Annotated in this window: 25 protein-coding genes; 15 read left to right on the forward strand and 10 right to left on the reverse strand. The window is 74.5% G+C overall.

The annotated features are described in order from the left end of the window. Nucleotides 1-1,592 (forward strand): ADP-ribosyltransferase domain-containing protein (locus F6X68_RS13960; protein ID WP_225852193.1); only part of this gene is annotated, 1,592 nt, incomplete at its 5' end. Nucleotides 1,593-1,602: 10 nt separating this feature from the next. Here the strand turns inward: F6X68_RS13960 and F6X68_RS13965 are convergent. Together F6X68_RS13965 and F6X68_RS13970 are read right to left on the reverse strand one after the other, a co-directional pair. Next, nucleotides 1,603-2,181 carry an AAA family ATPase gene (locus F6X68_RS13965; protein WP_151454681.1) on the reverse strand — a complete coding sequence of 193 codons (579 nt, stop codon included), beginning with the start codon at nucleotides 2,179-2,181 and terminating at the stop codon, nucleotides 1,603-1,605. 133 nt (nucleotides 2,182-2,314) lie between these two features. Continuing rightward, nucleotides 2,315-3,952 carry a BCCT family transporter gene (locus F6X68_RS13970; RefSeq protein WP_151454682.1) on the reverse strand — a complete coding sequence of 546 codons (1,638 nt, stop codon included), beginning with the start codon at nucleotides 3,950-3,952 and terminating at the stop codon, nucleotides 2,315-2,317. Nucleotides 3,953-4,425: 473 nt separating this feature from the next. On the opposite strand from F6X68_RS13970, the gene F6X68_RS13975 reads away from it, so the two are divergent. Further along, nucleotides 4,426-5,016 carry a D-alanyl-D-alanine carboxypeptidase family protein gene (locus F6X68_RS13975; RefSeq protein WP_151454683.1) on the forward strand — a complete coding sequence of 197 codons (591 nt, stop codon included), beginning with the start codon at nucleotides 4,426-4,428 and terminating at the stop codon, nucleotides 5,014-5,016. 31 nt (nucleotides 5,017-5,047) lie between these two features. Next, on the forward strand, nucleotides 5,048-6,304 hold the full coding sequence (locus F6X68_RS13980; RefSeq protein ID WP_151454684.1) for a hypothetical protein: 1,257 nt from the start codon (nucleotides 5,048-5,050) through the stop codon (nucleotides 6,302-6,304). A 3-nt stretch (nucleotides 6,305-6,307) separates the two neighbouring features. Here the strand turns inward: F6X68_RS13980 and F6X68_RS13985 are convergent, their stop codons facing one another. From F6X68_RS13985 to F6X68_RS14010, 6 genes are all read right to left on the reverse strand, one after another. Next, a complete protein-coding gene (locus F6X68_RS13985; RefSeq protein WP_151454685.1) occupies nucleotides 6,308-7,261 on the reverse strand; it encodes a TauD/TfdA family dioxygenase in 954 nt (317 codons plus the stop codon). Between the two features lie 87 nt (nucleotides 7,262-7,348). After that, the gene (locus F6X68_RS13990) at nucleotides 7,349-8,107 is read right to left on the reverse strand and encodes a thioesterase II family protein (protein WP_151454686.1); all 759 of its coding nucleotides are present in this window, start codon (nucleotides 8,105-8,107) and stop codon (nucleotides 7,349-7,351) included. A 268-nt stretch (nucleotides 8,108-8,375) separates the two neighbouring features. Continuing rightward, nucleotides 8,376-8,765: a DUF2267 domain-containing protein gene (locus tag F6X68_RS13995; protein WP_151454687.1), complete on the reverse strand. Its 390-nt coding sequence runs from the start codon at nucleotides 8,763-8,765 to the stop codon at nucleotides 8,376-8,378. 139 nt (nucleotides 8,766-8,904) lie between these two features. Next, entirely contained in the window at nucleotides 8,905-10,269 is a 1,365-nt protein-coding gene (locus F6X68_RS14000; RefSeq protein WP_370518950.1) for a hypothetical protein, read from the reverse strand. Continuing rightward, nucleotides 10,266-11,084, reverse strand: coding sequence for a sugar phosphate isomerase/epimerase family protein (locus tag F6X68_RS14005; protein WP_151454688.1), 819 nt, complete (start codon nucleotides 11,082-11,084; stop codon nucleotides 10,266-10,268). Before F6X68_RS14005 ends, F6X68_RS14000 begins: the two co-directional genes overlap by 4 nt. Further along, nucleotides 11,081-12,121 (reverse strand): zinc-binding alcohol dehydrogenase, encoded by a 1,041-nt coding sequence (locus F6X68_RS14010; protein WP_151454689.1) that lies wholly within the window; start codon nucleotides 12,119-12,121, stop codon nucleotides 11,081-11,083. Before F6X68_RS14010 ends, F6X68_RS14005 begins: the two co-directional genes overlap by 4 nt. 116 nt (nucleotides 12,122-12,237) lie before the next feature. Here F6X68_RS14010 and F6X68_RS14015 point away from each other — a divergent pair, with 116 nt between their 5' ends. From F6X68_RS14015 to F6X68_RS14035, 5 genes are all read left to right on the forward strand, one after another. Further along, nucleotides 12,238-13,632 carry an ABC transporter substrate-binding protein gene (locus F6X68_RS14015; RefSeq protein WP_151454690.1) on the forward strand — a complete coding sequence of 465 codons (1,395 nt, stop codon included), beginning with the start codon at nucleotides 12,238-12,240 and terminating at the stop codon, nucleotides 13,630-13,632. After that, entirely contained in the window at nucleotides 13,629-14,591 is a 963-nt protein-coding gene (locus tag F6X68_RS14020; protein ID WP_151454691.1) for a carbohydrate ABC transporter permease, read from the forward strand. The genes F6X68_RS14015 and F6X68_RS14020 overlap by 4 nt, the downstream gene beginning before the upstream one ends. Next, the gene (locus F6X68_RS14025) at nucleotides 14,591-15,457 is read left to right on the forward strand and encodes a carbohydrate ABC transporter permease (protein ID WP_132240245.1); all 867 of its coding nucleotides are present in this window, start codon (nucleotides 14,591-14,593) and stop codon (nucleotides 15,455-15,457) included. Before F6X68_RS14020 ends, F6X68_RS14025 begins: the two co-directional genes overlap by 1 nt. A 50-nt stretch (nucleotides 15,458-15,507) precedes the next feature. Next, nucleotides 15,508-16,107, forward strand: a complete 600-nt coding sequence (locus F6X68_RS14030; protein ID WP_225852194.1) for a GNAT family N-acetyltransferase — start codon at nucleotides 15,508-15,510, stop codon at nucleotides 16,105-16,107. Between the two features lie 95 nt (nucleotides 16,108-16,202). Continuing rightward, entirely contained in the window at nucleotides 16,203-16,808 is a 606-nt protein-coding gene (locus F6X68_RS14035) for a bifunctional 2-polyprenyl-6-hydroxyphenol methylase/3-demethylubiquinol 3-O-methyltransferase UbiG (RefSeq protein ID WP_151454692.1), read from the forward strand. 175 nt (nucleotides 16,809-16,983) lie between these two features. On the opposite strand, the gene eccB is transcribed toward F6X68_RS14035, so the two are convergent. Next, entirely contained in the window at nucleotides 16,984-18,369 is a 1,386-nt protein-coding gene (eccB, locus tag F6X68_RS14040; protein ID WP_151454693.1) for a type VII secretion protein EccB, read from the reverse strand. 216 nt (nucleotides 18,370-18,585) lie between these two features. Between eccB and F6X68_RS14045 the strand changes: the two genes are divergently transcribed. The 6 genes from F6X68_RS14045 (at nucleotide 18,586) to F6X68_RS33500 (ending at nucleotide 23,815) form a co-directional block, all read left to right on the forward strand. Then, on the forward strand, nucleotides 18,586-18,855 hold the full coding sequence (locus F6X68_RS14045; protein WP_151454694.1) for a metal-sensitive transcriptional regulator: 270 nt from the start codon (nucleotides 18,586-18,588) through the stop codon (nucleotides 18,853-18,855). Nucleotides 18,856-18,991: 136 nt separating this feature from the next. Then, the gene (locus tag F6X68_RS14050) at nucleotides 18,992-20,395 is read left to right on the forward strand and encodes a rhodanese-like domain-containing protein (protein WP_151454695.1); all 1,404 of its coding nucleotides are present in this window, start codon (nucleotides 18,992-18,994) and stop codon (nucleotides 20,393-20,395) included. Between the two features lie 135 nt (nucleotides 20,396-20,530). Beyond that, nucleotides 20,531-21,133 carry a rhodanese-like domain-containing protein gene (locus F6X68_RS14055; RefSeq protein ID WP_151454696.1) on the forward strand — a complete coding sequence of 201 codons (603 nt, stop codon included), beginning with the start codon at nucleotides 20,531-20,533 and terminating at the stop codon, nucleotides 21,131-21,133. Next, on the forward strand, nucleotides 21,130-22,089 hold the full coding sequence (locus F6X68_RS14060) for a sulfite exporter TauE/SafE family protein (protein ID WP_151454697.1): 960 nt from the start codon (nucleotides 21,130-21,132) through the stop codon (nucleotides 22,087-22,089). Before F6X68_RS14055 ends, F6X68_RS14060 begins: the two co-directional genes overlap by 4 nt. Nucleotides 22,090-22,353: 264 nt before the next feature. Continuing rightward, the gene (locus F6X68_RS14065) at nucleotides 22,354-23,067 is read left to right on the forward strand and encodes a spermidine synthase (protein WP_151454698.1); all 714 of its coding nucleotides are present in this window, start codon (nucleotides 22,354-22,356) and stop codon (nucleotides 23,065-23,067) included. 571 nt (nucleotides 23,068-23,638) lie between these two features. Beyond that, complete coding sequence (locus F6X68_RS33500; protein ID WP_192581396.1) at nucleotides 23,639-23,815, forward strand: hypothetical protein; 177 nt, start codon at nucleotides 23,639-23,641, stop codon at nucleotides 23,813-23,815. Here the strand turns inward: F6X68_RS33500 and F6X68_RS14070 are convergent. Beyond that, nucleotides 23,772-25,400, reverse strand: a complete 1,629-nt coding sequence (locus tag F6X68_RS14070) for a glycosyltransferase 87 family protein (RefSeq protein WP_151454699.1) — start codon at nucleotides 25,398-25,400, stop codon at nucleotides 23,772-23,774. The two genes, F6X68_RS33500 and F6X68_RS14070, sit on opposite strands and share 44 nt — an antisense overlap. Before the next feature lie 109 nt (nucleotides 25,401-25,509). Here F6X68_RS14070 and F6X68_RS14075 point away from each other — a divergent pair. Then, a partial coding sequence (locus F6X68_RS14075) for an AMP-binding protein (RefSeq protein ID WP_151454700.1) occupies nucleotides 25,510-26,669 on the forward strand: 1,160 nt, incomplete at its 3' end.

The raw sequence follows: 26,669 nt of genomic DNA on the forward strand, positions 1-26,669 counted from the left end.
CGCCCGACCCGAACGACCCGCTGGCCCTCGCCGACCTGTTCACCGGCGGCGGCGAGCCGTGGCTGCCGCTGGTCAAGCCGGTCATCGAGGCGCAGCCGGGCGCCGCCACCTTCATCGGCCCGGGCCGCAGCCCGATGGTCGTGCCCGTGCGGGAACTGACCTTCCAGGCGCTCAAGCCCCACCCGCCGCACAAGTGGAAGGTCGTCGTCTTCGGGCAGAACCCCTACCCGCGCAGCGAGAGCGCCACCGGCATCGCCATGTTCGACAACACCTTCCACGACTGGAACGACAGCCAGTTCGGCAGGGTCGTCACCATCCGCTGCATCATCAAGGCGGCGGCGATGTGGAAGCACGGCATCGCCAAGAAGACGCCGATCGCCGACATCCGTGCCCTGCTGCGCGAGCACGACACGGTGCAGCCACCGGAGTGGTTCCAGGCGATGCTCACCCAGGGCGTGCTGCTGTTGAACGCGGCGCTCACCGCCAGCGGCGACGGGGCGATGGCCACCGACCGGCACACCGCGTTCTGGCGGCCGGTCGTCGAGGCCCTGGTCGAGGAGATCCTGAAGGCCAAGCAGCACGCCGACGAGGAGGACCGGGGCGTGGTGTTCGCGTGGTGGGGCGCGCACGCGCGCAGCCTCAAGCGGGTGGTGCAGCGGCTCGAGAAGAAGTACCCGGGCGTGGAGGTCCGCCACCTCGACCACCCCAATCCGGCGGCGCAGGGCGACATCTTCTGCGACGGGAACCACTTCGCCGACGTCAACGAGGCGCTCAGGACGCTGGGCGCCGACGAGATCGACTGGCTGCCCCGCAAGGGATGGAGCGGATCGGCGGCGCACGCGGGCGGCACCGACACGGGCACGGCCGAACGCATGGGGGCGTTCATCGCCTCCACCATGGAGTTGCACAAGCTCTACCTCGAGCGGCTCGCCAGCGTCAAGGACGAGGGGCTGGCCCTTCCCGCGATCACCGGCGTGTCCGCCACCCCGCTGATGGACTTCCGTGCGGCCGTCGCCCCGGTGGCCGCGCTGCTGCCCGGGCTCGACTGGCACGTCGAGCAGTCACACCGGTTCGGCGAGAAGCAGGTCGACGGCGGGGCCGACGCCCTCTCCGCCGACGAGGTCGCGGCCCTCTACCTCTACACCTGCGAGTCGGCCTTCTACCGGCAGATCAACGCCACGCTGCGCCACCCGGACCGTGGCCGGATCGTCCCGTACCTGCCGTACCTTCGGCTGCTGTTCTCGGCCGTGTCACGGCTCCCGGCCCGCACGGAGCCGCTGTGGCGCGGGGTGTCGCTGGACCTGCGGGCGCAGTACCCGCTCGGGCAGACCGTGACGTGGTGGGGCGTCTCGTCGTGCACGTCGAAGCTCGGCGTGGCCCAGGCGTTCCTCGGCGGTCGCGGCAAGCGGACGCTCTTCGAGGTGCTGCCCGTGCGGGCCGTGGGCATCCGGCGGTTCTCCGCCTTCACCGGCGAGGAGGAGGTCATCCTGGCCCCCGGCACGCAGCTCACGGTGACCGACGTGAAGGCGGAGCGCAACGGACTGTGCACCGTCCGGCTGACGGAGCTGGCCGAGGAGCGCATGGTGGCGTGAGCGGCGGCGGCTAGCTGAGGCAGGCGAGGAGTTGGCGGTAGGCCTCGTCCTCCCTGCCGTGCTCGCTGCGCACCACGCTCGTCCCGGGCCGGGCGGCGACGACGGCGAGCAGCCGGTCGTACATCGCCGCCAGCTCGGTGGTCCCGCCATGCCGGTCGAGTAGGCGCTGGGCGTCGAGATGCGCCGGATCCGTGGAGGTACGGCTGCGTTCGGCGAACCGCCACAGCGCGTTCTCCTTGCCGTCGAACAGGACGATCTCGTGGAACCGGGCGCCGGTGTCGTGCGCCACGCGCTCGGCCTGTTCGATGAACTCGGGACGGCCGAGGAACTGCGGAATGATCACGTCGTGGCGGCCGGCCAGGTGTGCCCGGGCCGCCGCCAGCGTGACGGCGCGGGCGAGGAGACCGGCGGGACCGGCGTGATCACGCCACCGCCCGATGAGGTCACGGATCCGGTCGATGTCGAGGTCGAGCGCGAGGGGGTGGTCCTCGACGTACCTGCGGGCCAGCGTCGACTTGCCGCAGCCGGGTGGCCCGTTGAGCACGATCAGGCGTGGCGCCCGCGCGGCAGCCGGCTGGGCCTGGGTCACGACACGCCTCCTCGCTCGGCCCGGCGCCGCCGGGAGGCGCCGCCCGTACGGACGTCCACGATGGTACGGAGCCCACGTGCGGCGTGGGCCGTCCCCGGGTTCGGAGGGACGGCCCACGCCGCACGCGCCGGGGTCAGGAGGACTCGGGCCTCGTGGCGGCCGGTGACGTGCCGGCGGACACGAGGGCCCGCAGTTCCGGGGCCATCGTGGCGCTGTCCGGCTCGCGCCGCAGCTCGCGGAGCAGGCCGACGACCATGCCGACCATGACGAACAGGAACGGCAGCGCGGCGAGGATGGTCAGCGACTGCAGGGCGGACAGTCCGCCGGCGAGCAGCAGCACCGCGGCCACCAGGCCGGTCAGCACGCCCCACATGGAGACGAGCCAGGCCTTCGGCTCCAGGCTGCCGCGCGAGGAGAGCGTGCCCATCACCACCGAGGCGGCGTCGGCGCCGCTGACGAAGAAGAGCGCCACCAGCACCATGACCAGGATCGCGGTGACGGTGAAGAACGGGAACTCCCGCAGGACCGCGAAGAGCGCCGCCTCCGGGCTCTCCTTCACCGCGGCCGACAGGTCGGTGCCGTTGAGTTGCAGGTTGATGGCGGTACCGCCGAACACCGAGAACCAGACGAAGCTGACGAGGCTCGGGATGGCCACCACACCGAGGACGAACTGGCGGATGGTGCGGCCCTTGGAGATGCGGGCGATGAAGGCGCCGACGAACGGGGTCCAGGAGATCCACCACGCCCAGTAGAAGATGGTCCAGCCCGCCATCCACTGCTCGCCGCCGAAGGCGCCGGTGCGGAAGCTCATCGGGATGAGGTCGTAGAGGTAACCGCCGGTCGACGCGGTGAGCGTGTTGAGGACGAAGACCGTCGGGCCCACCACGAGCAGGAAGAACATCAGCGCCACCGCGAGCACCATGTTGGTGTTCGACAGGAACTGGATGCCCCGCTTGACGCCCGTGACGGCGGAGACCACGAACGCCACGGTGAGCACCGCGATGATGCCGATCGCCAGTGGGGTGGACTTCGGCACGTCCCAGAGGTTCGTCAGGCCGCTGTTGATCTGCAGGGCGCCCAGCCCGAGGGAGACGGCCGACCCGAACAGCGTCGCGAAGATCGCGAAGATGTCGATGGCCCGGCCGGGTCCCCGGTTGGCGCGCTCCCCGATGAGCGGGAAGAAGGCGCTGCTGATCAGGCCGCGCCGACCCTTGCGGAAGGTGAAGTAGGCCAGCGCGAGGCCCACCACGGCGTAGATCGCCCACGGGTGCAGCGCCCAGTGGAAGAAGGAGTACTCCATGGCCACCCGCGCGGCCTGCGGGGAGTTCGGTTCGTTGAGGCCACGCGGCGGGGTCGCCAGGTGCGACAGCGGCTCGGCGGCGCCCCAGAACATCAGGCCGATGCCCATGCCGGCGCTGAACATCATCGCCACCCAGGAGACGGTGGAGAACTCGGGCTCGTCGTCGTCGCGGCCGAGCTTGATCCGGCCGTACCGGCTGAGCGCCAGCCAGATCGACAGCACCACGAAGCCGGTGCTGGCCAGCACGAAGACCCAGCCGAACGACCGGACCACCCAGTCGAGCGCGGTGTCGGTGACCGAGGCGAGGTTGTCGGTGGCGACGATGCCCCACGCGACGAAGAGAACGGTCACCGCGGCGGCGACGCCCAGCACCGTCCGGTCGATGCCCTGCGCCGGGCGGCCAGGCTCAGGTGGTGCGTCGCCCGGCGGGGTGTTGTCGTCGGTTGCCGGACCTGTCGCGGACACGGTCATGGTCTGTGGACCTCCGTGGGCTGCCCGGTCCGCGGGCCGCGTTCCCGGCTCCGCGCGCGCCGGTCGGCCCGCATGTCGGGTTGTCCCGCGCCCCGTCCGGGGCCCGGGAACTCGGAAAGTTGTCGCCGCCGGTGCCGACGTCGTTCCGGCGGGCGTCCGGGTCGGCCGGGGCTCGGCCGCCACGGACGTCGGCGACGACCGGCGATCACTCTCGGCGTCGATGTTGGAGGTGACCCTGCGGTCTCATGACAGTCCGGTGACAAAACCGACCGACCCGCGACCACGCGCTGAGTAGTCGTACTCAGGCCGGCGCGTGACGGTTGCGGAATTCTGACTCCATGATTCCGGTCGATGACGTGGAGTGCCACGGGTCAGGGGCATCGACGAGGCGACGGCCTCCCGGTCGACGGCGGGCGCCGGCCGGGCCACGGATCAGGTCCGTCGTCGTCCGCCTGGCCCGGCAGGCGAACATCATGAGCGCGGCCCGGTCCGCCCGGCGCCGCGATCACGTGTACCAGGCCGTCACGCTGACTCTCGCGGTGGGGCTCCTGCCGGTGGCGTTCGTCGTCGCGCGCGGCCGGGCGAAGCATGTGGCCTGCCAGTGGGCGCTGGCGACGCGTTTTCCGGCCGAGGACCTGACCGGCCTGACGCCCGCCACGCGCGCGGCCTTCGAGGCCGCCCGGGCGCAGGCCCTGTGGCGCGACGGTGAGTTGATCGGGCTCACGTCCGGGCACCGGACCGCCGAGGAGCAGGCACGCCTGTTCGCCGAGGCGGTCCGGTGCGCCGGGTCCCCGGAGGCGGCCCGGCTGCGGGTACTGCCGCCGCACGAGTCGCGGCACGTCGCGGGCACGGCCCTCGACGTACGGCCCGCTGAGGGCGCGCGCTGGTTGGAGACGTACGGCGCCCGCCACCACCTGCACCGGGTGTACGACAACGAGTGGTGGCACTTCGAGTACCGACCCGGTCGTCGCCCCGAGCGGCTGCCCCACCCGGGTGCCTCGACGCCCCCGACCGTGGTCCCCGCCCGGCCGTCGCGGCTGGTGCGGCTGACCGACAGGAGGTGACGGCGGCCCGCCGAGCGGGCACAGTGAAGCGGTGACCACCGACATCCGTACCCCCCTGGCCCGCTACGCCGACCGCCTGCACGCCGTGATCGGCGACGGGCACCACGTCGCCTCCCCGCTCGGCGCGTGGCTGCTGCTGGCGCTCGCCGCACCGGCCGCCACCGGCCCGACCCGCACCGCCCTGGAGGAGACGCTCGGCACCGACGCGGAGACCGCCGCGCGGGCGGCCGACGCCCTGGTGGCCGCGCCACACCCCCTGGTGCCCTCGGCGACCGCGTTCTGGCACCGACCCGGGATCGAGACGACCGGGCTCGACGGATGGCGGGCGACCCTGCCCGCGTCGACCGCCACCGGACCGGTGCCGGAACAGGACGCCCTCGACGCGTGGGCCCGGACCCACACCCTCGACCTGATCAGGAAGTTCCCGCTGACGGTGACGCCGCAGGTGCTGCTCGTCCTGGCCAGCGCCCTGGCCACCCGGATCTCCTGGGAGGACCCGTTCGAGGTGGCGCCGGCGGGCGCGCTCGGGCCGGGCAGTTCCTGGACCGGCCGGCTGCGCCGGGTGCTGCGCAGCCCCGAGTACGGCCACCAGTGCTGGATCACCGACACCGTGCGGGCCGGCACCGTGGCCGCCCACGCCGCCACCGCCAAGCCGGCGCGGACCGCCGAGGGCACGGCCGGGCTGTCGGTGGTCTCGGTCGCGGCGGCGCCCGAGGTGCCGGCCGGGGACGTCCTCGCCGCCGCCCACGAGGTGGCGGCGGCGGTCGCCACCACTCCGCCGGACCGCCTTCCGGCGGATCGGCGTTCCCTGTTCGACGTCCCGCTGGGCGACGGCCCGATCTGGACCGTGCGTGAGGAGCCGACCCGCACGAACGCGCCGGACGGCCGGGAGGAGCGGCTCACGGCCGTACTGCCGTGCTGGTCGGCCAGGAGCCGGCACGAGCTGGCCGCCCCCGGGTCGGGCTTCCCCGCCGTCGCGGAGGTCTTCGGCGAACTGCTGGGCGCCCCGGGGCTGAAGTTCGAGGCGGCACAGGCCGCCATGGCCCGCTACGGCCGGTACGGCTTCGAGGCGGCCGCCGTCACCGGATTCGCCATGCTCGAGAGCCTTCCGCCGGAGGGGGTGGCCCGGGTGGCCGAGTTGCGCTTCGGCCACCCGTACGCCGTGGTCGCGGTCGCCACCGACAGCCGGGCCGGCGGCACGACCGGCCCGTGGCACGGGCTGCCGGTCTTCTCCGCCTGGGTCGCGAACCCGGAGGAGCTGCCGGAGACCGACGTCGCCGACCGGTAGGCGTCACCTGCCGTCGGCCGCCACGGGGTCGTGCGGCTCGGCCATCGCGACGGCGATCTTGCGAGGGCCGGTGAACGGCTCCCGGCCGTGCGCGGCGGTCATGTTGTCCACGACCAGCACGTCGTCGCGCCGGTAGTCGAAGCGGACGCTGGCCGCCCGGTACGCGGCCCGCAGGTGGTCCATGACGTCGGCGGGTATCTCGCCGCCGTCGCCGTAGTACGTGTTGGCCGGCAGCCCGTCGGTGCCGAACATGGCCAGCAGCCCCTCCTGGAGGTCCTTGGCGAGGGTGCTCACGTGGAAGAACGTGGCGTGGTTGAACCAGCGCGGGGTGTCCGAGCCGGGCCGGTGGTGCACGACGTCGCGCACCGCGCGGGTACGCAGCCCGCCGCCGCCCCGCCACTCCAGCTCGATCCGGTTCGCCGCCGCGTACGCCTCGACCTCGGCCCGGTCGTCGGTGCCGAAGACGTGCTGCCACGGAGTGCCGAAGTCACCGTGGAAGTTGCGCACCAGCATCCAGCGGCGGCGGACGAACTCCTCGCGTACCGCCGGATCGATCTCGGCGTACACCCGGCGGACGTCGGCCAGCGGGGTGGCGCCGCGCGTCTGCGGCGCGGTGATGCAGTAGAAGAACAGCGTCAACGGCCAGCGGGCCTGGTACGAGTTCTCGTTGTGCAGGAAGATCTCCTCGTTCGGCGGGTAGTCGGTCGAGGTGTAGACCCGGCCGGCGATGGCGTGCCGGGGCGACGAACGCTCGGTGTAGACCAGCGGCTCGCCGGAGAGCGCCCGCACCGCCCGGTCGAAGCCCTCGACGCCGCCGACGTCGAACCCGCGGAACAGCAGCCCGCCGTGCTCGACCAGGTCCGCCCGCAGCTCCGCGCGGCGGGCGGCGATCAGCTCGGTCAGCTCGCGGCCGTCGTTCTCGACGACGATCGGCAGCGTGGCGGTCCGGTCACTCATGCTCTCGCTCCTGTCGTCGCCGTCGTCGCCGCGGGCTGCCGCGGAACAGCGGGATGGCGGCCCGGAGGGCGGCCGTGGCGGGGCGGCTCACCCGTGGTGGCGGGTGGCCGCGTCGGTGCGGGCGGCGGTGAGGTCCGCCCGGATCACGGCGAGCAGGTCGGGCAGCCGCTCGTTGAGGAAGAAGTGCCCGCCGTCGATCTCGTGCAGGGTGAAGCCGGCGGCGGTGTGCTCCCGCCAGCCGGCGCTGTGCTCCCGGTAGACGGTGTCGTCGCCGCGCCCGCTGAACGCCACGATCGGCATCGGCAGCGGCTCCTCGGGGGTGTAGCGGTAGTCGTCCACCCGGGCGAGGTCGGCGCGCAGCAGGGGCAGCAGCAGCTCGACCAGCTCCGGGTAGTCCAGCAGCCCCGCCGGCAGTCCGCCGCCGGCCGCCAGGCGACGCAGCAGTTCGTCGTCGTCCACCCGGGACAGCCCGTCGAAGTGGCTGGGCGCGCTGACGTGCGGGGCGCGGGCGCCGCCGACGTAGAGCCGCAGCGGCAGCGGACGCCCGGCGCGGCGCAGCTCGCGGACGACCTCGAAGGCGACCCGGCCGCCCATCGAGTGGCCGTAGATCGCGTACGGGCCACGGGCCCGTTCGGCGATGGCGTGCGCGACGTCGACGACCTTGAACACCGGGTTCTCGCTGATCCGGTTCTCGCGGCCGGGCAGTTGCACCGGCAGCACCTCGACGTCGGGGCCGAGCTCGTCCTGCCAGCGCCGGTAGACGGTCGCGCCCCCGCCCGCGTAGGGCAGGCAGAAGAGTTGGACCGGCGCCGGGTGCCAGCCGCCGGCGGAGAGGAACCAGGTCACCGCGCGCCTTTCGTCGGGAGGGGCCGCTCCGGTGCCGCTGGCGCCGGAACGGGTGGTGGGTCGCTCCGGCGCGCCGGAGCGACCCGGGGTGCGGCGCCCTCCGAGGCATCGGCGGGCCGACCGCGATCGGGCCGACCACCATGCTCCGGGAGGGGCCTCATGATCTGCCTATACCTTCGGGTCGGAAGCAGCATAAGGCTCGACGCTCGCCCGCGAGGATCCGCGTGGCGGGCCGCCGCGACGGTGCGTGGGCGGTGGCGGTGGCCGGTCAGGCGTCGTCGGGTCGGGGGATCGGTTGGGTCATGCCGTCGAAGTCCCGGGGCAGCCGGGCCACCATGTCGCGGAACTCGTCGACGGTGACCGCCTCCCGCAGGGTGGCGAAGACGGCACCGGTTCCCGCCCGGGCGGTGGCCTCGTCCGTCCCGGCCCGCTCCCCCACCCGACGCACGAAGTCCGCCGGACCGGGCGCGCCGGGCGGGCCGTCGCCGGCACCGGGGCCCGCGAGGTAGCCGTCGAGTTCGTCGGGGAGGTAACCGGCCGTACCGCCGCTCATCCGTTCCACCATGGTCTGCAACACGGCGCGGGCGATCGTGGCGGCCTGGGCGGTGGGTAGTCCGGCGCGGCGCGACACCGCGTCGACGAAGAGGGGGAACCGCACGGCAGCCTCCTGTCGTCAGCGGCCCCACGCTTACCCGCGCCCGGCACCGGCAAACGACCCCGCCGTCCGGCCGACCCCGGGCGCGGGGCGGTCGACGGACGTCGTACCCGCCGGCTGACCGGGGACGACCCGGCCGGTGTCAGCCGGCCGGGTCGTCGGCGAGGACGTCGAGCAGCAGCGCGGCCGTCCAGCCGAACGCCGGCGAGCCCAGCCCGGCCCCGGTGTCCGGGTGGAAGTACTCGTGGCAGCCGGAGCGGGCCACCAGCTCGATCATCGAGTCGCGCAGGCCGGCCGCCAGGTCCGGGCGGCCGTGGCGCAGCAGCCCCCGGCGCACCAGCCAGTTGACGTTCATCCAGCTCGGCCCGCGCCAGTAGCGCAGCGGCTCGAAGTCCGGCGCGGTGCGGTCGTGGCTGGGCAGCGGCCGGTCCATCCGGGCGGCCAGCCCGAAGCGCGGCGAGCAGGCCTCGGCGACCAGCGCCGACACCTGCCGCGCGGGCAGGTCGGGCAGGACCAGCGGGGCCAGCCCGAGCACCGTCCGGGCCGGCACGAGGCGGTCGGCGCGCAGGTCCCGGGGGCGGAAGGTGCCCGTCGTCGGCTCGTACAGCCGGCGCACCAGGGCCTCGGTGATCCGCGCGGCGCGCTCCCGGTGCGGACCGGGGTCGGCGCCGACCAGCGGCGCGATCCGGGCGAGGGCGTGCTCGGCGGCGCCCATGGCGGTGTTGACCAGCGGGCACTCCACCAGGAACGGGTGCCGGCCGGCGAGGTCGTCGTCGCGGTAGCGGCGCTCGCGGTAGGACGCCACGATCGCGACGTAGCGCGCGTAGTCGAGGTCCGTGGGCCGGTGCGCGGCGTCGGCGTGCGCGGTGTCGTGCCGGCGGTACGCGCGCATGACGGCCGCGTCGGCGGGCACCGCCGCCATCGGCGCGTCCCAGGCGGGGCTGTTGTCCAGCCCGGACTCCCACGGGTGGACGATGCAGGCCAGCCCGCCCCCGCCGACGTCCCGGCGGGTGGCGAGGTAGCGCTGCTGGGCCACCAGCCGGGGATAGAGCCGGCGCAGCGCGGCCCGCGCCTGCTCCGAGGGGCACCGCCGGTACGCGAGCCAGGCGGCGGGCGCGTGCACGGGCGGCTGGATCAGCCCGGAGGTGGCGGCCGCCGGGGCGCCCTCGGCGAGCCCCGACTCCCAGAACTCCGGCCCGGGGAAGTACGAGCCGACGCGCAGGGCCGGGTTGAACACGATGTGCGGCACCCGCCCGTCGACCCACTGGGCGCGGAACAGGCTGGCCAGTTCGCACCAGGCGCGCTCGGGGCGGACGTGGGACCAGCCGATGGCGATGAATGCCGAGTCCCAGCTCCACTGGTGCGGGTAGAGGGTGCGCGAGGGCACCGTGTGGTCGTGTTCCCAGTTGGCGTCGAGGGTGGCGACGGCGAGGCGGCGCAGGGCCCCCCGGTCGTGGGCGCCGGCGTCGACGGCGGTGGGCGGGCCGCCGGCGGTCCCGGTGCTCACGCCGCCGCCTGCCGGGGTTGGGCGTGACGCAGCACGGCGGCGGCCTGGTGCAGGGCGCGTACGGGGTCGCCGCGTAGCCGGCACTCCAGCGCCAGCCAGCCCCGGTAGTCGAGCTCCAGCAGGGTGCGGAGCAGCGCCGGCCAGTCGAGGTGCCCGGCGCCGGGCTGGTGGCGGTTGGAGTCGCTGACCTGCACGTGCCCGAGGTACGGGGCGGCGGCGCGCAGCGCCCGGTGCACGTCGTCCTCCTCGATGTTCATGTGGAAGGTGTCCGCCACCACCCGCACCGTGGGCAGCCCGACGGCCGCGCAGAGGGCGACCGCGTCGGCGAGCCGGTTGACCATGTGGTCCTCGTACCGGTTGAGCGGTTCCAGGAAGAGGGTGACCCCCTCGGCGCGGGCGTGCTCCCCCAGCTCGCCCAGGGCGTCGACGAGCACCTGCCGGTCGGCGGCGGGTGGGCGGGGCGGCTCGAACGGCGGCAGCCGCCGGGAGAACATCCCCCACGCGGCCGGGGTCATCGCGCCGACGCCGCCGAGCTCGGCCATCACGGAGAGCTGGGAGCGCAGGTTGCGTACGGCGTCGCGGGAGCGCTCGGGGTCGAAGTCGCCGATGAAGTGGTCCATCTCCACGCAGACGGTGGGCATGACCACCCCGGCGGCGCGGGCCCGGCGCAGCTCGGGCAGCCGGCGGGCGAGGCCGAGGTCGCCGGAGCCGCGCAGCTCGATCGCGTCGTAGCCGAGCGCGGTGGCGAGCGCGTACTTCTGGATCAGGTCGGTGCCCGGCAGGAGCTGCTCCTGGCAGGCCAGGGGAATCGTCATGGGAACCTCAGCACCACTTGGAGGGCGTCCGCGTCACCGCGGTCGAGCAGCGCCAGCGCGTCGGCCACCGCGCTCGCGTCGACGACGTGGCTCACGAGCGGCAGCGGGTCGACGCTGCCCTCGGCCACCAGGTCCATGAAGGTGTGTGCGACGCGGGCCCCGGTCCACCGGCCGGCCATGCCGGGCGCCGGGGTCGGCCCGGAGACCTGGGCCGCCACCAGCTGGATCCGGTTGTGGTGGAACTCCTCACCCAGGCCGAGCCCGTCGGCCTGTCCCTGGTAGAAGCCGGCGGCCACGACGCGACCGGCGTGAGCGGTGGAGCGGATCGCCTCGTGCAGCGCCGGGTACGCCCCGGACAGTTCCAGGCAGACGTCCGCGCCCCGGCCGCCGGTGGCCCGGCGCAGCACGGCCGCGGCGGACTCGGCACCCGCGTCGACGACGATCCGGGCGCCGAGTCGGCCGGCGTGCGCCAGCCGGGCGGGCACCCGGTCGACGGCGACCACGCGTGCGCCGGAGAGGGCGGCGAGCCGGGTGGCGAGCAGCCCGATGACGCCTTGGCCGAAGACCGCGACCCAGTCGCCCAGGTGCAGGTCGCCGGCGAGCACGGCGGTGAGGGCGATCGCCCCCGGGCGGGCGAAGACCGCCGCGAGGGGATCCAGCCCGGCGGGCAGCGGGTGCACCGTATCGGCGGGCACGACGGCCTCGGCGCGGTGCCCCCAGATGCCCCAGACGACCTGCCCGGCGCGCCGGTCGGCCACGTCGGGCGCGACCTCGATGATCTCGCCGACCTCCTCGTAGCCGAAGCCCACCAGCGGGTACGGCACCGCGGTCTGCCGGGGCACGAACATCCGGCTGACGTCGTCCCAGTCCTTGCTCAGCCGGGGGTTGCTGCCCCGGTAGAGGGTGAGCTCCGTGCCGGCCGAGATGCCGGAGTAGCAGGTGCGGACGCGGACCCGACCGGGGCCGAGCGGATCCGGGGGGCAGGGCTCGAGGCTGATCCGTCGGGGCCCGGCGAGTGAGACAACCCAGTTGACCATGAGTCACATCCCGGTAGCACTGGGCTCCATCGTAGGCAATAAATCGGCATATGTCTTGTAATTGATCAATCGAAGGGGTTGAATCCCTTGTATACCCTTCGAGAGGAGTGCCACCGATGTCAGCACCTCCGATGCGGATACTCGCCGCCACCCTGATCATGGCAGTCACCGGGGCCGGTCTGCTGGGCTGCGGCGACGAAGAATCCGACAGCAACAGCAGGAAGATCACCGTGTGGAGCCTGGAGGACGTGGCCGACCGGGTCACCGCCACCAAGGCGATCATCGCGGACTTCACCGCCAGCACCGGCATCGCCGTCGACCTCGTCACCGTCAACGAGGACCAGTTCCCCGCCCTGATCGCCACCAGCGCCGCCGCCGGCGAACTGCCCGATGTGGTCGGTTCGGTGTCGCTCGCCGGCGTGCGCACCCTCGCCGGCAACGAACTGCTGCACTCCTCGGCGAACGCGGAGGTCGTCGAGAAGCTCGGCAGGCAGACCTTCTCGCCGCGGGCCCTGGAGCTGACCGCGGACGACGGCACGCAGCTCGCCGTGCCCAGCGACGGCTGGGGCCAGCTGCTCGTCTACCGCAAGGACCTGTTCGCCGCCGCCGGGCTGCCCGCCCCCGACACGTACGAGAGGATCGCCGCCGCCGCGACGAGGCTCAACACCGGCGGCGTCGCGGGCGTCACCGCCGCCACCGCCCCCGGCGACGTGTTCACCCAGCAGACCTTCGAACACCTCGCGCTGGCCAACAACTGCCAGCTCACCGACGACTCCGGGGCCGTGAAGCTGGACTCCCCGGAGTGCGTCGAGGCGTTCCGGTTCTACGGCGACCTGATGCGCACCAGCTCGGTCAGGGGCGCGCAGGACGTCGACACCACCCGGGCCACCTACTTCGCCGGCAAGGCGGCCATGCTGGTCTGGTCGCCGTTCATCCTCGACGAGCTGGCCGGCCTGCGCGACGACGCCAGGCCGACCTGCCCGCAGTGCCAGGCCGACCCGGCGTTCCTCGCGAAGAACAGCGGCTTCGTCACCGCGATCAAGGGCCCGAACGGCGCCGAACCCGCCCAGTACGGCGAGATCAGCTCCTGGGCCGTGCTCGACGCCGCCGCCGCCGACCCGGCGAGGTCCTTCGTGGAGCACATGCTCGGCGACGGCTACCCGCGCTGGTTCGGCATGTCCCCCGAGGGGCGCTTCCCCGTCCGCAAGGGCACGCCGCAGGAGCCGGAGAAGTTCCTCACCGCCTGGAACACCAGCCAGGCCGGCGTCGACACCAGGAAGCCGCTCGCCGAGGTCTACGGCGAGGAGGTGCTCGCCAGCCTGCGCCGCAGCCCCGACACCTTCCAGCGGTGGGGGCTCACCCAGGGCCAGGGCAAGCTCGTCGGCGCGATCCTCGGCGAGCTGCCGGTGCCCAAGGCCCTGAACGACGTGGTCGCCGGCAAGACCGACGCCGCAGCGGCCGCCGGACGGGCGAAGAAGGACGTGGAGGCGATCAAGGCGGGCGTCAATTGACCACCGCCCCACCGGACACCGGCCGCTCCCCCGCCCGGGAGCGGCCGGCCCCGGCCCGCCGCCGCAGACCACTGACCCTGCGCCGCCGCGAGTCCCGCGCCGGGCTCGCGCTGGTCGCCCCGACCCTGCTCGTCGTGGTCGCCGTGATCGGCATCCCCATCGTCTGGACCGTCGTGCTGGCCTTCCAGCGGGTACGCCTGGCGACGCTGCGGCGTACCGGGCTGTTCGGCGAGTTCACGATGGACAACGTCGAGCGGGTGCTGAACACCCCGGGCTTCGCCGACACGCTGTGGACCACGCTGGTCTACGCCGTGGCCAGCACCGCCGGCTCGATCGTGCTCGGCCTGGTGGCGGCGCTGGTCGTCCGCCGGCCGTTCCGGGGTCGCACCCTGGTGCGCGCGTCGATGCTGCTGCCGTACGTGGCGCCGGTGGTCGCGGTCACCTTCGTCTGGCAGGTGATGCTCGACCCCCAGCTCGGCATCGTCAACGACTGGGGCCGGCGGTTCCTCGGCTGGGACACCCCGGTGCCGTTCCTGTCCCAGGAGTCGACGGCCCTGGCCACGGTCGTCGCCTTCGAGGCGTGGCGCTACTTCCCCTTCGCGTTCCTGTTCCTGCTCGCCCGGCTCCAGGCGGTGCCGGGCGAACTGGAGGAGGCGGCCCGGGTCGACGGGGCCACGCCCACCCAGCGGTTCCGGCACATCCTGCTGCCGCAGCTGCTGCCGGTGATCGGTCTGCTGGGCGTGCTGCGGTTCATCATGACGTTCAACAAGTTCGACGACGTCTATCTGCTCACCGGCGGGGCCGCCGGCACCGAGGTGGTCAGCGTCCGGGTCTACGAGTTCCTGACCGCGCGTACGGACATCGGCGCGGCGGCGGCGCAGGCGGTCGTGCTCGCCGTGGTGCTCATCGTGTTCGTGGTGGTGTACCTGCGCTTCTTCGGCGGACGGAGGGACGGCTGATGGACCGGGACCGGATCGAGACGGTGGGCCTGCGCTGGCTGCGCCGGCTGGTGATCGCCGCGTTCCTGCTGGTCACCGTCTTTCCCTTCTACTACATGCTGGTGCTCTCGGTGCGCCCCATCGAGCGGCTGCTGCTCGACCCCGGCTCGCTGGTCGTGGGGCTGGGCGAGCTGACCTTCGACACGTACGCCGAGGTGGTGAAGGCCGTCGACGACGGCGGCCAGGGTTTCCTGACCTTCATGCGCAACAGCGGCCTGGTCGCCGTCGCGGCGACGCTGCTGACGCTGGCCGTGGCGATCCCCGGCGCGTACGCGGTCGCCCGGCTACGGTTCTTCGGCCGGCGGCAGGTCGACTTCCTCTTCCTGGCGGTCTACCTGTTCCCGTCGATCGTCATCGCCATCCCGCTCTTCGTGGTCTTCACCCGGGCCGGGCTGCGCGGCTCGCTGCTCGGCCTGGTGCTGGTCTACATCTCGCAGACCCTGCCGGTCTCGGTCTACATGCTGCGCAACTACTTCGAGACGATCCCGGTCAGCCTGGAGGAGTCGGCCGCCATCGACGGCGCCGGCCGGCTCGGCATCATCCGCCGGGTAAGCCTCCCCCTGGCGGCGCCGTCCATCATGGCCGTCGCCCTGTACGACTTCATGATCGCCTGGAACGAGTTCCTCTTCGCCCTGCTGTTCCTGGTCGACAAGCCGCACCGGTGGACGGTGTCGCTGGGGCTGGCGCAGCTCGCGGACGGCGTCGAGGTGCCCAAGACGGTCCTGATGGCCGGCTCGGTGATCCTCACCCTGCCCATCGTGATCCTCTTCTTCGCCAGCGAGCGCCTGCTCACCGAGGGGCTCACCAGCGGGGCGGAGAAGGGCTGAGGCGGCGGGCGGGGTTGCCGCGCGGTGGGCGCTGACCGAGGATGGGCCGGGTGGATGCCTCCCCCGGCGCGGTCCCCGACGACGACGCGCCCACGGCTGCCCCGCCCGCGGTCGGGATGCGGCTGCGCGACGTGGAGCCGGGCGACCTCGACGCGTACGTGCGGATGCGCTGCGATCCGGCCGTGATGGCGGAGCTGGGCGGCCCGCAGCCGCGTGAGCGCGTGCCCGCCCAGCTCCGGCGTGACCTCGAGACCGTCCGGGACGGTAGCGCCTGGATCAAGATGATCATTACCGGCGACTCCGCGCAGGTGGCGGGGACGGTGACGCTGTACTCCCACGGGGGCGTCTCCGAGATCGGCTGGATGGTCGTGCCGGAGTTCCAGGGCAGGGGCCTCGCGGGCAGAGCCGTCCGCGCCGTGCTCGCCCTGGCCCGGGCGGACGGCCGGTGGGGCCTCGTCCACGCCTTCCCCGCCACGACCAACGCCGCGTCGAACGCGATCTGCCGATCGGTCGGCTTCGCCCTCGTCGGCGAGGAGCAGACGGAGTTCGCCGGCCGCCTCTTCCGCACCAACCACTGGGTCGTCGATCCGTCGGCCGGCGCTGCCGGCTCGCCGGTGGGAGGCCCGGGCGGCGACGTCCCGCCGGCCTGAGCGGCCACGGTTTCCCCGGCCCACGGCACCGGCGGGGCATCGCCCCGTCCGCCCCGCCCCCCGGGGAGCACCGGGGACCCGGCTACGGTGGCGGCATGGCAAACCCGACCCGTTGGGAGACCGAGACCGGTCCGGAGCACTCGCAGTGGTACATCGACCGGTTCCGCCGGCTGGCCGCCGAGGGGGCCGACCTGGCCGGCGAGGCCCGCCTGCTGGACGCGCTGGTCGCACCCGGGTCCCGGATCCTCGACGCCGGCTGCGGCACCGGCCGGGTGGGCGCGGCGCTGGCCGCCCGGGGCCACACCGTGATCGGGGTGGACGCCGACCCGGCGCTGGTGGAGGCCGCCCGCACCGACCACCCGGGCCCGCGCTGGCTGGTCGCCGACCTGGCCGAGCTGGACCTGGCGGCGGCCGGCGAGCCGGAGCCGTTCGACGCGGCGGTCGTGGCCGGGAACGTGCTGGCCTTCGTCGCCCCCGGCACCGAGCGGGAGGTGCTGCGCCGCGTCGCCGCCCACCTGCGCCCCGACGGCGTGCTGGCGGTCGGCTTCGGCACCGACCGGGGCTACCCGCTGACCGGCTTCGACGCCGACGCGGTGGCCGCCGGCCTGCGGCTGGAGCACCGCTTCGCCACCTGGGACCTGCGTCCGTGGCGCGACGACGCCGACTTCGCCGTCACCGTGCTGCGCCGCCCCGCCGACTGAGCCCCGCCCGGCCGAGCCCGACCGGTTCGCCCTCGCCGAGGCCACCCGAGGTCGCGGCGCGGCTCCGGCGGGGGCACGGTGCCGGACCAGCCGGCGGCGACTCCGGCGGAGGCACGGGACCGGCCCAGCCGGCGGCGCGACTCCGGCACTGGCACCGGCCCAGCCGGCGGCGCGCTCAGGCGGGGGCGGCGACGACCCGCGCGGCTGCCGGGTCGAGCGTGGCGCCGGCGGGCACCAGGGCGACCAGGCTGGCCGGCAGCCGCACCGGCCGCACGTCGCGGTAGCCGAGCGTGCCCAGCACCTCGCCGCCGGCGAGGACGTAGCGTCGGCCCAGGTCGGTGACCACGGAGACCGCGCCGCCGGTCGCACCGGGCGCCGCGACCGCCTCGACCACCGCGCCACGGCCCGGCTCCACCACGACGTGGTCGGCGCGCACCCCACCCCCGGCCGACGGGACGGTGCGCGGCGCGGCGGCGAGGTCGGGCAGCCGTACGCCGAGCCGGACCTCCGTGACGCCACCGTCGTCGCCCACCCGGGCGCAGAGCCCCGCCCCGTCGGAGGCGGCCAGCCGGGGCGGCGCGGTCGGCGGCGCTGTGGGCCCCGTCGGGGCAAGGTCGGGCAGCTTGGGCAGCGCCGCGAACCGCCCGAGCGTGATCGGCTCCGGCTCGCCCTGGCCGGTGCGGGCCAGCAGCAGGCCGGCCTGCAACTCGGTGATGCCGGCCAGGCCGTCCCGCAGCGCGACGGCGTACTGCCGGCCACCCCCGGAGTTGCGCACCAGGTAGACGTCGCCGATCCGCGCCCCGGACACCCGCGCGGAGCGCTCCCCCTCGGCCGGCAGGGCGAGCGGGGCGAGGTCGACGCCGGCAGGCAGGCTGTTGAGCAGGGCCGGGGCCGCCGGGACCGCCCGGGCCCGGGTGGCCGCCAGGGCGGCCAGCACCCGGTTGGTGTCACGAACCAGGTAACGGCGCTGGTGCCAGACGAGGTGCAGCCCGCCGTCGGGGTGGCGCAGCAGCAGCGCGTCCTCGCCGAGGGCCCGGCCGCCACCGGCGGTCACGCCGATCAGCAGCGCGGAGCGGGGCGTCGTCCGGTCGGCCTCGCCGGCGGCGGAGCAGACCGTCCACGGCGCGGTGGAGAGCCGGCCCCTGGCGGGCAGCGAGTCGGGGGCGTCGGCGATGCCCAGCGGCAGCCCGCGCGGCACCCCGTCGATGGCGCGACGGGAGACGAGCACCGTCTTCGGCCGCTCGGCACCGATGATCAGCAGGGCCGAGGCGTAGTTGAGCACCGGGTGCAGCTTCTCCTCCCGGTAGACGAACCGGGCCCCGGACTCCTTCTCCACGATCACCGCGCCCGGGTCGCGCCACGTGCTGCCGCCCCCGGTGAAGAGGCCGTAGAGGGCGAAGCCGCCCAGGCCGATGGCCGCGACCAGCACGCTGGCCAGGCCGGCGCCGGCGAGCCGTCGGAACGGCGACTGCGCCGGGTCGGTCTCCCGCATCACCAGGGCGGCGACGGCCCGCTGGACGGTGAACTGGTACGAGTGCAGCTGGTCCTGCCGCGACGGCATCGCGTCCCTTCCGATGGGCGGTCGGGGCACAGGATAAGCGTTGCGTCGATGCCCCGAGGACCCTGCGTCGCGGCGGCGCCGGGATTCCCGGTGCCTGGGCCCCGCCGGAGCGACCAGGATCACCGCGCGGACGCGTACGCCTCTCGCTTCAGGGGATAGCATGGGCACGTACGGGTACCCCCGGGGGTATGCCGGGAGAGAGCGAGGAGGCGCGCGGTGAAGCTGCGACCCGAGATGACGAGCGACGCCCTGACCCGCCTGAAGCGGGCCCGGGGCCAGCTCAACGCGGTCATCGAGATGATGGAGACCGGCCAGGACTGCCGCGAGGCGCTGACCCAGCTCGCGGCGGTGTCGAAGGCGATCGACCGGGCCGGCTTCAAGATCATCGCCTCCGGCATGCGCCACTGCACCGCCGCCCGCGAGCGGGGTGACTCCCCGGAGATGACCGAGGAGGAGCTGGAGAAGCTCTTCCTCGCCCTCGCCTGACCACCACCGGAAGAAACGCACCGCACACGTTGCGTGACAGCGCCGTGTGCGGGTAGACAGATTGCACACGTCAACACCCCCGACGTGTGTCCGCCGCATACCCCCCGGGGTATTTTATCCCACAAGGAGCACGGCAATGGCAGTTGAGGTGTCCGTCATCGCGACGTCCTCGCTCGGCGACCGCAGCTACCTGGCCTCCGACGGCACGGTGGCGATCGTGGTCGACCCGCAGCGCGACATCGACCGGATCCTGTACCTCGCGGGCGAGAAGGGCGTACGCGTCACCCACGTGGTGGAGACCCACATCCACAACGACTACGTCTCCGGCGGCCTGGAGCTGGCCCGGCTGACCGGCGCCCGCTACCTCGTCGCCGCGGACGACGAGGTCGACTTCGACCGGACGCCGGTGGCCGACGGCGACACCGTGCCCGTCTCCGGCGCGCTGCGGCTGCGGGTGCTCGCCACGCCGGGACACACGTTCCACCACCTGTCGTACGTGCTCGACGAGGCCGACGACTCCGGCTGGCGCCCGGTCGGCGTCTTCACCGGCGGCTCGCTGCTCTTCGGCACCACCGGGCGCACCGACCTGCTCGGCGGGGAGCACGCCCACGAACTCGCCCACCACCAGCACGCCTCGGCCCGGCGCCTGGCCGACCTGCTGCCCGACGGCGCCGAGGTGTGGCCCACCCACGGCTTCGGCAGCTTCTGCTCCGCCAGCCAGGCCGACGCGCCCGAGTCGACAATCGGCCGGGAGAAGCGGGCGAACCCCGTGCTGCGACTCGCCGCCGACGAGTTCGTCACCGAGACCCTCGCCGGGCTCGACGCCTACCCGGCGTACTACGCCCACATGGGGGTGGCGAACCTCGCCGGCCCGGCGCTGGTGGACCTCACCCCGGTCGCCAGGGCCGACGCCGCCGAGCTGCGGGAGCGGATCGCCGCCGGCCAGTGGGTCGTCGACCTGCGCCACCGCAAGGCGTACGCCACGTCGCACCTGGCGGGCACGGTCGCCCTCGGACTCGACGGCCCGATGTCGACCTGGCTCGGCTGGCTCATCGACTGGGGCGCGCCGCTCACCCTGCTGGCGGAGACCGAGGAGCAGGTCGCCGACGCCCAGCGCGAACTGGTCCGCATCGGCATCGACCGGCCGGCCGCCCAGGCCACCGGCGACCCCGACCGGTGGACCACCGGGCCGGGACAGCTCCGCGAGCTGCGGATGGCCGACTTTCCCGCGCTGGCCGCCGCCCGGGCCGGTGACACCCCGGCGGGGCTGCCCACCCCGGACGTGGTGCTCGACGTCCGGATGACCAACGAGTGGACCGCCGGTCACGTCGAGGGCGCCGTGCACATCCCCCTGCCCGACCTGCCCGGGCGCCTCGCCGAGGTGCCCGCCGGCACCGTCTGGGTGCACTGCGGCTCCGGGTACCGGGCCACGGTCGCCGCGTCCCTGCTGGCCAACGCGGGCCGCGAGGTCGTCGTGATCGACGACAAGTTCGGCCGGGCCGGAGCCGCCGGAGTCGCCATGAGCCCCGGCGACGCCTGACCGACCCCGCACCGCCGACCCCGCCCCCTGCGTACGCCACCGGTCGTCCGCGCGGCGACGCGCGCCCGCCGCCGAGCGGCGCCGGTCCGGCTCACCCTGCCCTTCCACGGGCGATCGACCCCTGAACGAGGAGCGATGACCACCTCACCGAGCGCCCTGCCCACCCTCGACGCCGCCACGCTGCGCGAGCTGATCGACTCCGGCCGCGCTCCGCGCATGCTGGACGTGCGCACCCCCGCGGAGTTCGGGACGGCCCACGTCCCCGGCGCCCACAACGTGCCGCTCGACGTGCTCAGGGAGCACCGCGAGGAGCTGCGGCGGCACCTCGACGAGACGGTGGTGCTCATCTGCCGCTCCGGGGCCCGCGCCACCCGGGCCGGGCAGGCTCTCGCGGGCGTCGGGCTGCCCGACCTCAGGATCCTCGACGGCGGGATGACCGCGTGGCAGGCCGCCCGGGGACCGGTCCGACGGGGCACGCCCCGCTGGGAGCTGGAGCGGCAGGTCCGCCTCGTCGCCGGCTCGATCGTCCTGCTCAGCGTCCTCGGTTCGGTGTTCGTACCCGGCCTGAAGTGGGTCGCCGGCCTCATCGGCGCCGGCCTCACCTTCGCCGCCGTCACCGACACCTGCGCGATGGGCATGCTGCTCGGCAGGCTCCCCTACAACCGCGGCGCGAGCTGCGACGTGGAGACCGTCGTCGGTCGGCTCGGAGACCACCCGACGCCCCGGCCCCTGCCGTGACCGGCAGCCTCGCGCTGACCGTCGGGCTGGCCGTCCTCATCGGGACGAGCCTCGGCCTGCTCGGCGGCGGCGGGTCCATCCTCGCCGTGCCGCTACTGGTCTACGTGGCGGACCTGCCGGCCCGCGAGGCGATCGCCACCTCACTGCTCGTCGTCGGGGTGACCAGTGCCGTCGGCGCGCTGCCGCACGCCCGGGCCGGCCGGGTCCGGTGGCGCACCGGCCTGCTCTTCGGGGCCGCGGGCATGGCCGGCGCGTACGGCGGCGGACGCCTCGCCGCGTTCGTCCCGCCCGCCGTCCTGCTCGCCGGCTTCGCCGTCATGATGATCGCCACCGCGACGGCCATGCTGCGGGGCCGACACGACGGCCCCGGGCGGCAGCGGCGCGAGCTGCCCGTGGCGCGGGTGCTCCTCGACGGCGTCGTGGTCGGACTGGTCACCGGGCTGGTCGGCGCGGGCGGCGGGTTCCTGGTGGTGCCGGCCCTCGCGCTGCTGGGCGGCCTGCCGATGCCGGTCGCGGTCGGCACCTCGCTCGTGGTCATCGCGATGAAGTCGTTCGCCGGGCTGGCCGGCTACCTGTCCACCGTCGACATCGACCCGGGCCTGGCCACCGCCGTCACCGCCGCGGCCGTGCTCGGCAGCCTGGCCGGCGGCCGACTGGCCGGACGCGTCCGCGAGGACGTGCTGCGCCGGGCGTTCGGCTGGTTCGTGGCGGCGATGGGCGTGTTCGTCCTGGCCGGGCAACTGCCCGCACACCTGCGGACGGACCCCCGGCTGTGGACCGTCGCCCTGGTGACGGCGGCGACGGCGGCTGCGGCGGTCGCGGTCGTGCGGTGCCGCCGCCGCTTCGGCCGACCCGACCACCGGGACCGGCCCGACCGTCAGAGCCCGCCCGACCATCGGGACCGGCCCGACCATCGGAGCCCGCCCGAGCGTCGGGACCGGCCCGACCGGACGTAGCGGAATTGCACGTCCGACAGGCAGAACCCCGCCGCCTCGACCCGGACGCGCACCTGCCCGTCCTGCGGCCCGGGCACCGGCACCGACTCCATCCGCAGCGCCCGTTCCGTCAGGTGCAGCCGTCCGGCCAGCATGTCCGCCACCGCGCGCCCCCTGCCCGGCCCCGGTCGGATGGCCCTCGACGGGTGGGCATACCCGGCCGGGCGGGAGGAATGGCGTGCCGGCCGCCGGCCCCCGGGGCGGCGGCGGGTAGCATCCGGGCCCGTGGGCGTGCGATTCGAGGAACTGGCCTGGCGGGAGACCCCGATCGGCCTCATCAGCCTGCGCCGGCGCCGCGACCCGTCGCTCGACGTCGAGGTGTACGAGGTCAAGCTCGACGACGAGTACCTGATGTCCAGCCTCTTTCCCGTCGCGGAGATCGAGCTGGCCCGGCTGGGCCTGGCTCCCCTGTCCGGGCAGGGGCTCGACGTGGTCGTCGGCGGCCTCGGCCTCGGCTACACCGCCCGCACCGCGCTCTCCGACGACCGGGTCGGCTCGCTGGTGGTGGTGGAGGCGATCGAGGACGTCATCGACTGGCACCGCCGGGGGCTGCTGCCCTTCGCCGCCGGGCTGGCCGCCGACCCGCGTACCCGGTTCGTGCGGGCCGACTTCTTCGCCGCGGTGGCCGACGGCACCGGCTTCGACCCGCGGGAGCCGGGGCGGCGGTTCCACGCCGTGCTGCTCGACGTGGACCACTCGCCGCGCAACGTGCTGCACCCCGGCCACGCCCCCTTCTACACCCCCGACGGCCTGCGCCGGCTCGCCGCCCACCTGCACCCGGACGGGGTGTTCGCCCTCTGGTCGGACGATCCGCCCGATGCCGACTTCGAGGCCGTCCTCGCCGAGGTGTTCCGCACCGCGCGGGCGCACGTCGTCCCGTTCGCCAACCCGCTGACCGGCGGGCAGTCGGCCAACACCGTCTACGTCGCCCAGCGCTGACGCGGTCACGGGCGCCCCGCCGAGCGGCGCCCGGAACGCTGCGCCGCTTGGACGAGAGCCGCGGAAACGGGACGGCCCCGCTGCCCCACAGGGCGAGGTACACCGACCTGAACAGCGGACGCCGCGCCTGATCGGGACGGACGCTTGCCGCCCGCACCGCCACATCCATTCGTGATCTTGGACAGTTGTCGTTACCTGAGGACGACAACTGTCCAAGATCCATCCTGTCGGCCGGCGGCGGAGCGGCCGGCCGACACACGTCCGCCGGCACCGACGAGCCAGGTAGCCGGATGGTCGGCGGACCGCCGAGGCCTTCCGGCGCGGAGGAGGTCGGCGGACCGTCGCGGCCCTGCGGGCGTGCGCGGCGTACTCCCGTACCGCCGGTCTCCGGGCGGCGCTGGACGCGGTGCTGGCCGACGCGGCGGCCCGGACCACGACGGTGAGGTCAGCGAAATGTGCGCCACCGGCGTGCCGCGCGAGGACTTCGCCGGTCGTGGCGGCATGGCCGGGTGCGGGCCGGGAAGGCAGACGGCCAGGCCGCGCCGCGCGGCCGGAGTCACGGGAGGTGGACATGCGAGCCATGCTCTGGGCCGTCGGCGTCGTCGCCGGCGCGCTCATCCTGCTCGGGCTGCTGCTGGAGGCGGTCCGCTGGCTGGTGATCATCGGCGTGGTGGCGCTGGTCGCGGTCGTCGTCATGGGGGTGGTCAAGGGTCGGCGGGCGGTGCGCCATTCCGCGGGGCACCGCTGACGGCGAGCGCGGCGGCCAACTCCTCGTCGTAGGTCGCGATCGGGCTCCCGTCGGCCGCGTAGGCGACCAGCCGGCCGTGGGTCATGGTCGCCGACCGGAACGAGAACGTCCGGAGGCCCGGGTAGGGCGCGAGCAGTGGAATGACCCGGGGCGCGCCCCCGGGGGCGGAGTGGTATTCCAGCCGGGCAACGGCGGGCGACACCACCCCGTTGACGCGGACCTTGGTCTTCTCCCTGCGGGTGCCGAAGGTGACCGGCGCGTCCGTGCCGTATGCGGCGCACTCCGCCGGGCCCCGGCAGACGAAGAAGTAGCGCGGGTTGGCGACGTCGGAGAGTGCGTACGCCTTGAAGGTCGGATCGGCGCCGGCGGGCAGCGGCTGCACGGCGAAGAACGCCACGGCCAGCGCGGCGGTCGTGCCCACCCGCAGCCAGCCGCGGGTCGCCGGGGTCCGTCGGCCCGCGCCGGCCGCGGCCAGCGCCGCCCCGCCGAACCCGGCGAGGCAGAGCACAGCGACGCCGAGGGCCCGGGCGTTCTCGAGGAGGAACTGCACCCCGGACGTGGTCGAGACCGGCCTGAGCGCCACCCCCAGCGAGACCACCATGGTCACCAGCAGGGCGCCGCCGGCGACCCGCCGGGCGACCCCGTCGGCCCCAATCAGCAGCATCGCCGCCAGCACCGGCCAGATCTGGTGGTGCGTCCAGGACACGGGGGACGCGGCGACGGTCGCGCAGCCGACGAGCACGGCGGCGTGGCCGGGGCGCCCGTGCGCGGCCAGGTGCCGGGCCCGCAGCAGGGCCACCGCGCAGACGGCGGCCACCAGGGCCGCCCAGAGCAGCGGGAGCGACGCCTGGTCGAGGCCGAGGCGCAGCAGCATGCCGTGCACCGACTGGTTGCCCAGCGAGGCCAGGTTGCCGATCCGGGACGTGTTGCGCACCGCCTCGGTCCAGTAGGTCCAGCTCTCCGCCGGGAGAACCACCGCGCCCAGCGCGGCGCAGGCCAGGAACGTGACGACGGCCCGCCCGGCGTCCCGGTAGCGGCCCGTGACGAGGAAGTAGACAACGAACAGCAGCGGGGTCAGTTTGATCGCGGCGGCCACCCCGACGAGGACGCCCCGCAGCCGGGCCGGGGGGACGCCCATGCCGTCGAGCAGCGCGAGCAGCACGATGAAGACGCTGACCTGGCCGAAGCGCAGATTGCTCTGCACCGGCGCGGAGAGCATCAGGGCGCAGGCGACGGCCGGCACGACCAGGTGCCGCCGAGGCCCGCCGGCCAGTACGCGGCCGACCGGCACCGCGATGGCGACCACCGCGAGGCAGATCAGCGCCAGCCAGACCCCCTGCACGACCCCCTCGGCGACGGCCGAGACCGGCCAGAGCACGAGCGCGGCGAACGGCGGGTAGGTGAAGGGGCCGCCGTTCTCGGCGGCGAACTCGTACAGCGGCCGGCCGGCCTGCAGGTGCAGCAGTGCGCCACGATAGATGTGCAGGTCGGAGAGGCGGTCGGGGCGGAGCGTGACGAGCGCCGACGACGCGGCGGCGAGCAGGGCGAACACGGACCAGAGCGCCACGACCCGTCGATCCCGCACCGTCGGAGTCTACGGCCGGGGCCGGTCGGACGGGGGGACTCCACCGATACCTACGCAGCCGTAGGTTACCGTTAAGTAGGAAGCGGTCCGGCGCGGGCGGAGGAGAGACATGGACCTGAGTGCCGAGCGACCCTGGCTGCGCAGCTACGCCCCGGGCGTGCCGGCGACCGTCGCGCCCTCCGACGAGTCGCTGGTCGACCTGCTGCGCGACGCCGCCCGCCGCTTCGGTCCCCGGATCGCCCTGGACTTCTTCGGCGCCACCACCACTTACGCCGACCTGCACGACCAGGTAAGCCGGGGGGCCGAGGCATTGCGCCGGCTCGGCGTCGGCCGGGGCGACCGGGTGGCGCTGGTGCTGCCGAACTGCCCGCAGCACGTGGTCGCCTTCTACGCCGTGCTGCGGCTCGGCGCGGTGGTGGTCGAGCACAACCCGCTCTACACCGCGCAGGAGCTCACCCGGCAACTCGCCGACCACGGAGCCCGGGTCGCGGTGGTCTGGGACAAGGTGGCCCCTCTCGTCCGCGACAGCGCGGGCGCGACGGCCGTCGAGACCGTGGTCGCGGTGGACCTCACCCGGGCCCTGCCCCGGCGCAAGCGCTGGGCGCTGCGGCTGCCGCTGGCCCGGGCGCGGGCCACCCGCGCGGCGATGACCGGGCCCGCGCCCGGTGCGCTGTCCTGGGAAGGGCTGGTGGCCGCGGCCACCCCCCTCGACGCCGCGCATCCCGCCCCCGGGCCGGACGACACGGCGCTGTTGCAGTACACGGGCGGCACCACCGGCACGCCGAAGGGCGCCATCCTGAGCCACCGCAACCTGCGGACCAACGCGGCGCAGGGCCGCGCCTGGGTGCCGGGCCTGCGCGACGGCGAGGAGACGGTGTACGCGGTGCTGCCGCTGTTCCACGCGTACGGGCTGACGCTCTGCCTCACCTTCTCGGTGGGCATCGGCGCCACGCTGGTGCTGTTCCCCCGCTTCGACCTGGACCAGACGCTGGCGGCGGTGCGTCGCCGGCCGCCGACCTTCCTGCCCGCCGTCCCGCCGATCTACGAGAAGCTCGCCACGACCGCCCGGGAACGCGGGATCGACCTCTCCTCGGCCCGGTACGCCATCTCCGGCGCCATGGCGCTGCCCCCGGCGACGGTCGAGCTGTGGGAGTCGGTCACCGGCGGGCTGCTCGTCGAGGGCTACGGCATGACCGAGACCTCCCCCGTCGCGCTCGGCAACCCCGTCTCCCCCGCCCGTCGGCCGGGCACGGTCGGCGTGCCGTTCCC

The organism is Micromonospora sp. AMSO12t (assembly GCF_008806585.1).
GTDB lineage: Bacteria > Actinomycetota > Actinomycetes > Mycobacteriales > Micromonosporaceae > Micromonospora > Micromonospora reichwaldensis.